Annotated in this window: 12 protein-coding genes; 4 read left to right on the forward strand and 8 right to left on the reverse strand. The window is 59.0% G+C overall.

Going from position 1 to position 11,789, the window contains the following annotated elements; genetic code table 11:
* Position 1: 1 nt before the first annotated feature.
* The 6 genes from ACR0AM_RS01205 to ACR0AM_RS01230 form a co-directional block, all read right to left on the reverse strand.
* On the reverse strand, positions 2-541 hold the full coding sequence (locus ACR0AM_RS01205) for a GNAT family N-acetyltransferase (RefSeq protein WP_480621915.1): 540 nt from the start codon (positions 539-541) through the stop codon (positions 2-4).
* 48 nt (positions 542-589) lie between these two features.
* Complete coding sequence (gene eno, locus ACR0AM_RS01210; RefSeq protein WP_480621916.1) at positions 590-1,867, reverse strand: phosphopyruvate hydratase; 1,278 nt, start codon at positions 1,865-1,867, stop codon at positions 590-592.
* A gap of 136 nt (positions 1,868-2,003) precedes the next feature.
* Positions 2,004-2,882 (reverse strand): DMT family transporter, encoded by an 879-nt coding sequence (locus tag ACR0AM_RS01215; protein WP_480621917.1) that lies wholly within the window; start codon positions 2,880-2,882, stop codon positions 2,004-2,006.
* Positions 2,883-3,017: 135 nt separating this feature from the next.
* Positions 3,018-3,431 (reverse strand): Fur family transcriptional regulator, encoded by a 414-nt coding sequence (locus ACR0AM_RS01220; protein WP_480473221.1) that lies wholly within the window; start codon positions 3,429-3,431, stop codon positions 3,018-3,020.
* An 83-nt stretch (positions 3,432-3,514) separates the two neighbouring features.
* Complete coding sequence (locus tag ACR0AM_RS01225; RefSeq protein ID WP_480517762.1) at positions 3,515-4,219, reverse strand: endonuclease/exonuclease/phosphatase family protein; 705 nt, start codon at positions 4,217-4,219, stop codon at positions 3,515-3,517.
* Between the two features lie 296 nt (positions 4,220-4,515).
* A complete protein-coding gene (locus ACR0AM_RS01230) occupies positions 4,516-5,934 on the reverse strand; it encodes a protein adenylyltransferase SelO (RefSeq protein WP_480621918.1) in 1,419 nt (472 codons plus the stop codon).
* A gap of 85 nt (positions 5,935-6,019) precedes the next feature.
* On the opposite strand from ACR0AM_RS01230, the gene ACR0AM_RS01235 reads away from it, so the two are divergent.
* The gene (locus ACR0AM_RS01235) at positions 6,020-6,439 is read left to right on the forward strand and encodes a cupin domain-containing protein (RefSeq protein ID WP_480621919.1); all 420 of its coding nucleotides are present in this window, start codon (positions 6,020-6,022) and stop codon (positions 6,437-6,439) included.
* Positions 6,440-6,528: 89 nt separating this feature from the next.
* Entirely contained in the window at positions 6,529-7,305 is a 777-nt protein-coding gene (locus ACR0AM_RS01240; protein ID WP_480621920.1) for an extensin-like domain-containing protein, read from the forward strand.
* A 27-nt stretch (positions 7,306-7,332) separates the two neighbouring features.
* Here the strand turns inward: ACR0AM_RS01240 and ACR0AM_RS01245 are convergent, their stop codons facing one another.
* A complete protein-coding gene (locus ACR0AM_RS01245; RefSeq protein ID WP_480517764.1) occupies positions 7,333-8,427 on the reverse strand; it encodes an anhydro-N-acetylmuramic acid kinase in 1,095 nt (364 codons plus the stop codon).
* 305 nt (positions 8,428-8,732) lie between these two features.
* Between ACR0AM_RS01245 and tyrS the strand changes: the two genes are divergently transcribed.
* Positions 8,733-10,025 (forward strand): tyrosine--tRNA ligase, encoded by a 1,293-nt coding sequence (tyrS, locus tag ACR0AM_RS01250; protein WP_480517351.1) that lies wholly within the window; start codon positions 8,733-8,735, stop codon positions 10,023-10,025.
* A 78-nt stretch (positions 10,026-10,103) separates the two neighbouring features.
* Here the strand turns inward: tyrS and ACR0AM_RS01255 are convergent, their stop codons facing one another.
* A complete protein-coding gene (locus ACR0AM_RS01255; RefSeq protein WP_480621921.1) occupies positions 10,104-10,805 on the reverse strand; it encodes a hypothetical protein in 702 nt (233 codons plus the stop codon).
* Positions 10,806-11,025: 220 nt separating this feature from the next.
* Between ACR0AM_RS01255 and ACR0AM_RS01260 the strand changes: the two genes are divergently transcribed.
* Entirely contained in the window at positions 11,026-11,781 is a 756-nt protein-coding gene (locus ACR0AM_RS01260) for a 3-hydroxyacyl-CoA dehydrogenase (protein WP_480553728.1), read from the forward strand.
* Positions 11,782-11,789: the final 8 nt, after the last annotated feature.

Raw genomic sequence — 11,789 nt, forward strand, 5'->3', positions numbered from 1 at the left:
TTTAACTTTTCTCTGGCCTGAGGGTGCCATTCTCAAATAGCGGCATCTCAAAAAAAAGCAGGTGGTCGCGTGCGATTTCAGGAGTTTCGTAATAGGCGTCGCGCAAGTGAAAGCCCAAAGACAGGTATAACCGAGTCGCCGCTTCCAGGGGTTTGCCGGTGTCCATTCGAATATAGTCGAACCCAATATCTCGGCACATTTCGATCAGCGAAAGCATGATGGCACGGCCTGCTCCGGTCCCCCTTGCTGCGTCAGTTACAAATACACGTTTGATTTCAGCTACACCGGGTTCGTACGTGTGAAACATACCGCAGCCGACCGGTTCCCCATGCAGCAATGCCAGTTTGATCCCACCGGTCGGCGGTGTGTGTTCCGCGTCGATGTTGTCCATCACGCGGGCGAATTTTTCGCTTGGGTAGAAAGCCTGCACAATCTGGGCGGTTCTTTCATCCAGTGCCAGCAGGAAATCCCTGTAATCCCAACACAAACGCCGAACCGCTTCAATCTGGTCCGGCGTTTCCGGTTCGATGATGTTCAGCACAATGCGACCCCCGGATTTAACCCAGAGGCCAGCCTAGCACCAAGCGCGTTATTTGCGAAGGATCGACGCGCCTGCGTATTCCGCAACCTCGCCCAGCGATTCCTCAATGCGGATCAACTGGTTGTATTTGGCCAACCGATCCGACCGCGCCAGCGAGCCGGTTTTGATCTGACCGCAATTGGTCGCCACCGCCAGATCGGCAATAGTGGCATCCTCGGTCTCGCCCGAACGGTGCGACATCACGTTGGTATAACGCGCACGGTGCGCCATATCGACGGCGCGCAGGGTTTCGGTCAGCGATCCGATCTGGTTCACCTTAACCAGCATCGAGTTCGCGCAGCCGCGCTTGATCCCTTCGGCCAAGCGCGCCGGATTGGTCACAAACAGGTCGTCGCCCACGAGCTGCACCTTGTCGCCGATGGCGTCGGTCAGGGCTTCCCAGCCGTCCCAATCATCCTCGGACATGCCGTCTTCGATCGAGATGATTGGATAGTCATTGACCAGAGCCGCCAGATAGGCTGCATTTTCTTCGGATGTCAGGGTGATCCCCTCGCCCGCCAGAACGTATTTGCCATCCTTGTAATACTCGGTCGCCGCGCAATCCAAGGCCAGGTGGATTTCTTCGCCGGGTTTGTAGCCCGCCTTTTCGATGGATTTCAGGATGAAGTCCAGCGCCTCGCGGGTGCTGGCGATGTTGGGGGCAAAACCGCCCTCATCGCCCACGCCCGTGGCCAGACCCGCGGAAGACAGTTCTTTCTTCAGCGTATGGAACACTTCGGACCCCATTCGCACGGCCTCGCGAATATTCGCGGCCGAGGTTGGCATGATCATGAATTCCTGAATGTCGATCGGGTTGTCGGCGTGTTCGCCTCCATTGATGATGTTCATCATCGGTACCGGCAGCACGCGAGCTGAGGTACCACCGACGTAACGATAAAGGGGCTGCGTCGTGAAATCGGCTGCCGCCTTTGCGGTGGCCAGCGACACACCCAGAATGGCGTTGGCGCCCAGACGGCCTTTGTTATTGGTTCCGTCCAGTTCGATCATCGCCTGGTCGATGGCCACTTGTTCTGTCGCGTCAAAGCCCACCAGTTCTTCGGCGATTTCACCATTCACGGCGGCCACGGCTTCCAGTACCCCTTTGCCCATATAGCGGGATTTGTCGCCGTCGCGTTTTTCAACGGCTTCATGTGCGCCGGTGGACGCACCGGACGGTACGGCGGCGCGGCCCATGGTGCCGTCTTCCAGAATCACGTCGACCTCGACCGTCGGGTTGCCCCGGCTGTCCAGAATTTCGCGCGCGTGGATATCAATAATGGTGCTCATGAGGTCTGTCCCTATGGCTGCAGTCGGTTGCACGCGTCATAGCAGCAACCGGCCAAAAGTAAACCGGTTCCGTTATCGCTAACACGCATATTTACCGACCTTTAGGGCTAACAGTTTGCTGTTTGCGCCAACAGGATCACGCCGGGACCAGATTGCGCGCCAGACGTCGCTCGCGGATAAAGGTATACAGGCCAGATCCGATGATGAGGCTCGCCCCTGCCATTGTCAGCGCGTCAGGGCGTTCACCGAACATCAGCATTCCGGCAAGGATCGAAAACACCAGACGCGTGTAACGGAATGGCATCATGGCCGAAGCCTCGCCAACCCGCATGGCTGTAACGATGCCGTAATACCCTAGAACACCAAAACCGATCGCCCCCAAATACGGCCCTGCCTGGCCGCTTTGCACCGGCACAAAGGGTGTTCCGGAAATGACCATCAACAGCAGCCCTGCCAGCGCCACTGCGATATAAGCCTGCATCGCCACAACGGATGAGGCCACCCGAACATCCAGCTTGCGCGTTATCAGATCACGCGCCGCAATCGCAAACACGGTCAGGACGACAAACAGCGAGTCTGGCTGAAACCCTTCCAATCCGGGGCGAATGATCATCAGAACACCGATAAAGCCGACACCAATGGCGCTCCAGCGGCGCCAGCCGACCTGCTCTCCCAGAAACAGGGCCGCGCCCATGGTCACGGCAAGCGGCATGGCCTGAAACACGGCGGCGACAGTGGACAGATCAATCAGCGACAACGCGGTGACAAAGGTTACGGCACCGAATCCTTCTGTCCCTGCGCGCAGCATCGGCAGCAGTTTCCATGCTACAGGATCGAAGATGCGTTTGCGTGTGACCACCGACATCACCGCAAAGACAAGCCCGCAGAACACACCCAGACACACCATGATCTGACCGGTCGGCACAGCGCCCGACAGGAACTTGATGAACATATCCTCAAGCGAAAAGGCCGCCATCGAGCCGATCAGCAAAAGGATGCCGTTTACGTTATTCATGCGCGCGTCCGTAGGAAAAGGGTACTTGGGGTGCAGTGTGTGGGCACATGAACCGCAACCAGCGGCATCTGGCAAGCCAATTCCCGACACGTTCAATGAATTAACGTGTTGGGGCCGTTCGTGATTTGTGATGGATCACTTCTGCTTGAGCGGCACGCCATACAGTTCCAGCCGGTGCCCTTTCAGCTTGTACCCAAGCTTGGCGGCGATCTTTTCCTGCAGGGCTTCGATCTCGGGGTCGACAAATTCGATAACCTCCCCCGACTGCATGTCGATCAGGTGATCGTGGTGATCACGCTCGGCATCCTCGTAACGGGCCCGCCCATCGCCGAACTCCAGACGTTCCAGAATTCCGGCCTCTTCGAACAGTTTGACCGTACGATACACCGTCGCAATCGAGATGCCTGTGTCGATGGCAGAAGCACGCGCGTACAGTTCTTCGACATCCGGATGGTCGTCGCTTTGTTCCAATACCTGCGCGATGATCCTTCTTTGACCGGTCATGCGCAGACCCTTGGCCTCACAACGTCCAATAATCGTTTCCGACATGATGCCCCTCAGAATTGCTCGGGTGTCTGTCTTAGTATGTCTGTGCGATTTGCGCCACAGGGATTTCTTCTTTTCCGGTGAACTTAAGCCACGCGCGCCAAATCAGCCCAAACCGGCAGATGATCCGATGCGATATGTGCCGGGCGCGCGTCATGGACACCATGCGCAGTGGCCCTGACGCCCGCGCCCAGCGCGATCCGATCCAGCGCGCCCAGCGGCTGCGCGGCGGGAAAACTCGGCTTGGGGGGCAGAAAACGCATTTCCGGTGCCAGGTGATCCAGAACAGGCTGTCGGGACCATTCGTTGAAATCCCCCGCCCAGACAGTCGGCATCTGCTCCAACTCTTTATCAAACCGCCTGATATGCGAGATCTGCTGACGTCGCGATGCAGGCAACAGCCCCAGATGCATTCCCATCACCCGCAACGGCCCGATATGGGTATCAAATTCGACACGGACCGCGCCGCGCGGTTCAAGCCCGGGCAGTTCGTGATGCCCGGTTCGCCGGACCGAAAGGCCCTCGCCACGCCAGATCACTGCATTGCCATGCCAGCCCAGACTGCCGGCACCACCCAGATCGACGATCTGCCACCCCGCTTCATCCAGCATGAAATGCGGCAGGGCCGCCGGCCGCGGCGGCAGACGTTTGTCAGCCTCCTGCAACACAACGATATTGGCCTGCATATGTTCGATGACCTGCAAAATGCGCTGCGGCTGGCGCCGGAGATCCAGCCCGAGGCATTTCTGAATGTTATAGCTGGCGATGCGAAGGGTGGAAGATGACTGCATATAGACCTGACCAGTGGGCTTGACCCAAAGTGCCACGCCTGTCGCCGGACGCAACCCTTCAGTTTCACTTCTCAACAACGGCAACCGGGGAAGTCGCCTCGGAACAATATATCGCCTAAAAACCCCGCACGTGGCGTGGCCGGAAACAGATGGGTTTCCCCTCATATCATCCAGGTGCGGCAGGACGGAGATACAGCAGTTTCAGCGCATCCGACACCGATCTGGAACGGGCAAATTCATTCACCCCTCCCAGCGAAACCGTACCGCACCGAGAGACTACCAGAGATGTTTGACCGTCACGTACCGCAGAACGTGGCGTGCACGACCTCGTTATCAGCCGGGGGCCGTTTCAGATCCTCCGCATCTGCCTGATCGTCGTAAGGCCGCGCGAGGACAGCGTTCAGCCGATGGAACGGCTGGTAGTCCCCCGCCACCGCTGATTGGATCATCTGCTCGACACGGTGATTGCGCGGAATATAGGCCGGGTTCGCTGCGGTCATCACTTCATGCGGTGACGCCTCACGCGCCAAACGCGCACGCCAGCCCTCTGCCCAGCTGTCAAAGGCCTGCGGGTCGATAAACTGGTCGCGCGCGGTATCTTTGCTCAGCGCACGGAAGGTGTTGGTGAAATCAGCCTGCCCCTCGGCCATGCGTTTTAGCAGATCGGTGATCAGCGCCTGATCGCCTTCTTCAGCGGTTGTCAGTCCGACCTTTGCCCGGAACCGGGTCAACCAGTTCTGTTGCAGCAGGTCCGGCATGGCATGCACGATCTCGGTCGCCTGCTCAACAGCGGCGTCCTTGTTGTCCATCTGCTGAATCAAAGAGGTTGCCAGCTGCGCCAGATTCCACACTGCTATATCTGGCTGGTTGGCATAGGCATAACGGCCCATCCGATCTATCGAGCTGTAGACCGTATTGGGATGATAAACATCCATGAAGGCACAGGGGCCATAATCGATGGTCTCACCTGCAATCGAGCAATTGTCGGTATTCATGACCCCATGGATGAAACCCACGCTCATCCACTGAGCGATCAGGCGTGCCTGCGCATCCCGCACAGCCCGCAACAGGTCCATTGGCCCTTCGGCCCCGGGATAGTGGCGCGCGATTGCGTAGTCTGTCAGGCGCCGCAGATTGTCCAACTGCCCCCGCGCTGCAAAGACCTGAAAGGTGCCTACCCGTAGATGGCTGGTTGCAACCCGGGTTAGCACCGCACCGGGCATCGGACCCTCCCGGAACACGGTTTCACCCGTCTCCACCGCCGCCAGCGCGCGTGTTGTGGGAATGCCCAGCGCGTGCATCGCCTCGGACACCACGTATTCGCGCAGAACCGGACCCAGCCACGCCCTGCCGTCGCCCCTACGTGAAAACGGCGTCGGACCCGAACCTTTCAGCTGAACATCCCGCCGCACACCATCCGTTCCGACAGTTTCGCCCAACAGCACCGCGCGCCCGTCCCCAAGCTGCGGGTTGTACTGGCCAAACTGATGCCCGGAATAAAGCTGCGCGATGGGGTCCGCACCATCGGGGATGCGATTACCTGCAAAGGCTTCCGCCATCTCTCGCACGTCGCCCGGATGGACCTGCAACAGCCGTGCCAGATCATCATTGAACGCGATCAACTTGGGCGCGCGTACAGGCACCGGATTCTGTCGTGCAAAAAACGCGTCCGGCAGGCGGGCATATGAGTTATCGAATGGAATGGTCAGTGTCATGCGGCATACATATTCCCCGTGCGCACGAATACCATAGCGGATCACACCTTGCCGTGCATAATTGCGCCAAACACACGAGGGCCACATGACGGCACAAGAGATCATCAACCGCCTGAACCTGCAACCTCACCCCGAGGGCGGCTGGTACGCGGAAACCTGGCGTGCCGAGAACGAGGGCCGCCCGACCGGCACCTGCATCTACTTCATGCTGCAAGCGGGGGAAAGCAGCCACTGGCACCGGGTCGACGCGACCGAGATCTGGCTCTACCACGCGGGCGCGCCATTAATCCTTTCATTGAGCGCAACCGACAAGGGCCCGGCGGTTGACCATGTGCTGTCGCCCGATTTGTCTCGGGGCGCACCACAACTGATTGTTCCCAACGGCCATTGGCAGGCCGCGCGCAGCACCGGTGATTACACGCTGGTCAGCTGTACAGTTTCTCCCGGATTTCAGTTCGATGGGTTCCAACTGGCAGAACCCGGGTTTGATATCCCTCGGGGATAGCTGATCTTGGAATGCTCTGAAAAGGTGAGTTTACAGAAAGTTACGCATTTATCATTCTATTAACGCAACCGCAGGCAACGGAACATCGAGTGATTGTGAAACACATCTTTCTGGTCCTTCTGCTTCTGTTCGCAAGTACCTGTCTTGCAAACGCCGAGACCGCCTGTGCAGAATCCCGCCTTTCATCCGAACTGGCACTGCCCGATCTGCAGGAGGAAGTCACGACCGAACATATCGAACCTACCGGGACTGTCGAACCTGCGGTGCTGACCTCGAAACGCCCAGCGCTGCGCCCTTGCAAGTTTCGCCAGTTTGAAGTGGGTCGTCAGCGTATGCGTGACCGCGGGGCGGTCTGTGGTGACTGGACCATCTTGGGCGAAACCCGCACGTCTTTGGCTGGAAAAGCGCTGGGTTGCGGCATCGCCAACCCGGTCCGGATTTACAGAATTTCGGACATTGCGCTCAGCCAGTTCTCGCTGATGGACTGTCAGACAGCCGTCACGCTGAAAACGTGGATCGAAAACGTCGCCAAACCCGCCTTTGCCGATCTGGGGGGTGGGCTCAAGGGTATGCGGGTTGTTGGCCACTATGCCTGCAAGACGCAGAACAACCAGCCCTATGCGCGCATTTCCGAACATGCGCGGGGTCGGGCCATCGATATCTCGACCTTCGTGTTGCAGGACGGAACGCAGATCACCGTTCAGGACGGGTGGAGCGACACCGATCAAAGCGTCGTGTTGCAAGAGTTGCACAGCGGAGCCTGTGGCCTGTTCGGAACTGTTCTTGGTCCTGACGCTGATCGCTATCACAAAGGGCATTTTCACTTCGACACAGCCCGTCGCAGTGGCAAGCCTGTGTGTCGATAACGCGTTAGCCAATACCTGTATGCAGCCTCAACCCACCGGTTGAACGTTCACTGAACTGACCATGCCGCCACCCACCAGCGCTTTCACCCCGGTTGTTCCGGGGCACGAGGTTGGCAATCCCCGCGCCACGCGCACAGCCAGATAGGCAAAGGCCTGCGCCTCGAGCATGTCGCCGTCCAGCCCCACCGCCTCGACCGGTTCGACCGGGCAGTCGAGGGATACGCGCAGCATCTCCATCAACACCGGATTGCGCCGTCCACCGCCTGTAACCAGCACGCAAGACGGCGGCTGCGGACAATGTTCCATCCCCTGCACCACACCCGCTGCGCACATCCCGGTCAGGGTTGCCACCGCGTCAGCATCACCCAGTTCTTTCACTAGGTCGATCATCTCAGAGAAATCGTTCCGGTCTAGCGACTTGGGCGGCATACGTGCGAAGAAAGGCTCAGCCAGAAACAGCTCCAGCGCGCCCATTTCGACGGTGCCATTGCGCGCAACCGCACCATCCCGGTCCATCGGCTGCCCCAGCCGGGCTTGCATGAGGTCATCGACCGGCGCGTTCGCCGGCCCCGTATCAAAGGCAAGCAGCGCCCCCGGCGCCTCGGGACCATCAAAGCTTGGGTCCACATAGGTCAGGTTGCCAACACCACCCAGGTTCAAAAAGCACAAGGGGCGGTCCGCGCCAAACCACTTGGCGCAGGCAAAGTGAAAAAACGGTGCTAACGGAGCGCCCTCGCCCCCCATAGCCACGTCATCGCTTCGGAAGTCCCAGACCACCGGGCGCCCCAGCGCCTGCGCCAACCCAAGACCATCGCCCACCTGCAATGTCCCGCGCCCGCGCGGTTCATGCGCCAAAGTCTGGCCGTGAAAGCCGATCAGGTCTACATCTTCGAACTCGGACAGCGCTTCGGCATGGGCAAAGGTCACCATCTCGGCCGCCGCGTCGACCTGTGGACCGTGCCATTGCCCCAAAGCCGCCCGCAGAATTTCGCGTTCGGCATCGGTATAGGCGCGATAGCCGCTTTTCCCGAATCCAGCGATGGAATGCCCGTCGGTTTCCACCACCGCAGCGTCCACCCCGTCCAGCGACGTACCGGACATTGCGCCCAATGCCCGAACCATTCCGTGTTTCTTGATGGTTTGGCCCACGCCTGCCTCCTGATCTGGCAATGTTTCCGCCGTGCCCGGGGTTCTGGACTTCACCTCTGGGTTGCAGCTTGGTCAAGGTGCTTTTGTTATGCCGCCTTGGCAAGCCTTCTGATTGGGGGCGTCGGTTTTTTTCCGACGTCGCGTTTCATGATCAACACCCCGGCCATCAAGTTGCGCGCGCATATCACGGCACGCGGTTTTAGAGTGAAAAGGTGGCTTTTCCTCATCCGCAGCGCCGCCTATACAGTGCCCCGCAACACAAACCCCGAGGGCACGATATGACCTACCACCCCAAATCGGATTTCATCGCCACGATGATCGAGCGCGGCTTCCTCGCCGACTGCACCGATTATCAGGGCCTTGACGACGCGCTGATCAGCGGGTGCAAGCCAGCTTATATCGGCTTTGATGCAACGGCCAAGTCGTTGCATGTGGGCAGTCTGATTCAGATCATGATGCTGCGCTGGTTCCAGAAGACCGGCCACCAGCCGATCACCCTTATGGGCGGCGGCACCACCAAGGTGGGCGATCCCTCGTTCCGCGCAGATGAACGCCCCCTGCTGGGTCCCGAACAGATCGACGAAAACATCGCGGGCATCAAGAAGGTGTTCGCGGCCTATATCGATTACGACACTGACGCCGAGAACAAGGCGCTGATGTTGAACAATGCCGAATGGCTGGATGATCTGAACTACCTCGATTTCCTGCGCGACATCGGGCGGCATTTCTCGGTCAATCGGATGCTCAGCTTTGAATCTGTGAAATCCCGGCTGGATCGCGAGCAATCGCTGTCGTTTCTCGAGTTCAACTACATGATCCTGCAAGCCTATGACTTTCTGGAGCTGAACCGCCGCTATGGCTGTGTTCTGCAAATGGGCGGTAGCGACCAGTGGGGCAACATCGTCAACGGTATCGACCTGACGCGCCGGGTGCTGGATCACGAAATCTACGGCCTGACCTCACCCCTGCTGACTACCAGCGACGGCAAGAAGATGGGCAAATCGCAGGATGGCGCAGTCTGGCTGAACGCCGAGATGCGCTCGCCCTATGAATTCTGGCAGTTCTGGCGCAACACCACCGATGCGGATGTCGGCCGGTTCCTGAAGCTCTATACCGAATTGCCGGTGGATGAATGTGACCGTCTTGGCGCGCTTGCCGGGTCCGAGATCAATGAGGCCAAAAAAATACTTGCTGACGAAGTTACAACACTCCTTCATGGTGCTGACGCATCCAAAGCTGCCCGATCAACATCGGAAGGTATTTTTGGCTCCATGTCTGTTCGTGAAGGAGGTCAGGATACCCTCTACGCAACCGGAAATATCAGCGCGCTCCCTACCTTGACTCTAACTAAGGAAGAATTGGGCGACGGCATGTCCATCGTGCAGATCATTGTCAAATCAGGCCTCGCCAAGTCCGGCAAAGAGGCCAAGCGCCTGATTGCCGAAAACGGGGCCAAAATGGACGACGCTCCGCTGACGGATGCGGGTTTGATGATCGACGCGGGCGCATTGACGTCTCCGATCAAGCTGAGTGCAGGCAAGAAACGCCACGCATTGGTGCAACTGGGCTGACGCCCCTTTCACCTTGGAAAGCAAAACAGAAAACGGCCACCCGATCGGGTGGCCGTATCTATATTGGGGTGGACGAGACTACTGACGTCCCTTTCCGCCACCGCGACCGGGTCTGTCGCTTTCACCTTCATCGTCATTGGCGTTGTTTCCGCGACCCGGACTGCTGCCCTCGCCGCCGTTGCCGCTGCCATTGTTACCCTTATCGCCACCTTTGCCGCCGTTATTGCCTTTGCCACCGCCGGGTTCTCCACCGCCACCGCCAGGTTCTCCATCGCCACCGCCGGGCTCTCCACCGCCAGCACCGGGTTCTCCGCCACCGCCGCCGGGTTCTACACCGCCATCGCCGGGTTCCCCACCGCCACCGCCGGGTTCTTCGCCGCCGTTGTCAGGTTCTCCACCACCACCGGGGCCGTCAGGACCAGCTGCATTCGCAAACCCTGCCCCGCCGGGTTCTGAACCGCGGCTTTCACCCCGATTCTCGGCCAGACCGGACAGGCTTGACGTTGGCAAGTCTGCCAGCAAAGCGGCCAGACCCGGGCATTGCGCCCCGGTAATGCTCAGCGTTGTCTCAAAATCCGGTCTCTTCTGAAGTCTGTCCAGAAAGCTTGGGGTCACCTGAACACAATCGCAAAGCCCGGCATAGTCGCCTGCATTGGCAAGACTTCGAGCCGTTTTCCAGTTACAGGTTTCCGGCGCTGCAACAGCACTGCCGGCAACCATAATCCCAAAGACAGGCGCGGCCAGAACAGCGCCCAGTGTTAGTTTCTTACTATTTACCATATCGGAACCTCCTGACGAAAAAACACGCAATGGCTGTGACTACTTCGTTCACGAACTGGCGCGTTTTCGTGAAGCGCGGATTAAGATGCCTTAAAGATGTGTATTGGCCCGGCAGCGGTTATTCCGCGCCGCCCCTTTGGGCGTTCGGGCTCAAAGATATGGACACAGCCCCTGCAAAGCAGTTATTGAACAGTTGTTCATATCCTAGGGAGGAGTTCCGATGCACCTGTCCACCACAGCCGCTCTTGTCACCGGCGGCGCATCCGGTCTGGGCGAAGCCACCGCCCGTCACTTTGCCGCGCAGGGCGCACAAGTTACTATTCTAGACCGTGACGCGGACCGTGGCGCTCAAGTCGCCTCCGAAATCGGCGGGTATTTTGCGCTGACGGATGTAACAGACGAATCCTCGGTCGCAGCTGCCGTGCGCCACGGTATTGACAGGATGGGCAAGATTACCGCGACTGTGAACTGCGCCGGTATCGCTTATGGAATCAAAACGGTCGGCAAGGATGGCCCACACCCGCTGGACGCGTTCCAGCGCACGATCGACATCAATCTTGTCGGCACATTTAACGTCTCAAGGCTGGCTGCGGCCGAGATGGCAAAGAACGAACCCGAACCAGACGGGGCGCGCGGTGTGATCATCAACACTGCATCTATTGCTGCATTCGACGGCCAAAAGGGACAGGCGGCATATGCAGCATCTAAAGGCGGCGTGGTTGGCATGACCCTGCCGATGGCCCGCGACCTGGCCTCAACCGGGATTCGCGTCATGACCATTGCGCCGGGAATCTTTATGACCCCGATGCTGGCGGGCCTTCCTGAAGACGTGCAACAACAACTTGCCGCAGATGTCCCGAACCCGGCCCGCCTGGGTGACCCCAAGGAATACGGGCGACTGGCCGGTTTCATCGTTGAAATGGGCTACCTGAACGGCGAGGTCATCCGCATCGACGGCGCTCTGCGGATGCGGTAAGACAGCTC

The organism is Ruegeria sp. AD9, assembly GCF_056542305.1.

Coding starts and splice junctions, on each gene's coding strand:
- eno (WP_480621916.1), bottom strand. CDS start 1,867: ATGAGCACCATTATTGATATCCACGCGCGCGAAATTCTGGACAGCCGG.
- ACR0AM_RS01215 (WP_480621917.1), bottom strand. CDS start 2,882: ATGAATAACGTAAACGGCATCCTTTTGCTGATCGGCTCGATGGCGGCC.
- ACR0AM_RS01220 (WP_480473221.1), bottom strand. CDS start 3,431: ATGTCGGAAACGATTATTGGACGTTGTGAGGCCAAGGGTCTGCGCATG.
- ACR0AM_RS01225 (WP_480517762.1), bottom strand. CDS start 4,219: ATGCAGTCATCTTCCACCCTTCGCATCGCCAGCTATAACATTCAGAAA.
- ACR0AM_RS01230 (WP_480621918.1), bottom strand. CDS start 5,934: ATGACACTGACCATTCCATTCGATAACTCATATGCCCGCCTGCCGGAC.
- ACR0AM_RS01235 (WP_480621919.1), top strand. CDS start 6,020: ATGACGGCACAAGAGATCATCAACCGCCTGAACCTGCAACCTCACCCC.
- ACR0AM_RS01245 (WP_480517764.1), bottom strand. CDS start 8,427: ATGGTTCGGGCATTGGGCGCAATGTCCGGTACGTCGCTGGACGGGGTG.
- tyrS (WP_480517351.1), top strand. CDS start 8,733: ATGACCTACCACCCCAAATCGGATTTCATCGCCACGATGATCGAGCGC.
- ACR0AM_RS01255 (WP_480621921.1), bottom strand. CDS start 10,805: ATGGTAAATAGTAAGAAACTAACACTGGGCGCTGTTCTGGCCGCGCCT.
- ACR0AM_RS01260 (WP_480553728.1), top strand. CDS start 11,026: ATGCACCTGTCCACCACAGCCGCTCTTGTCACCGGCGGCGCATCCGGT.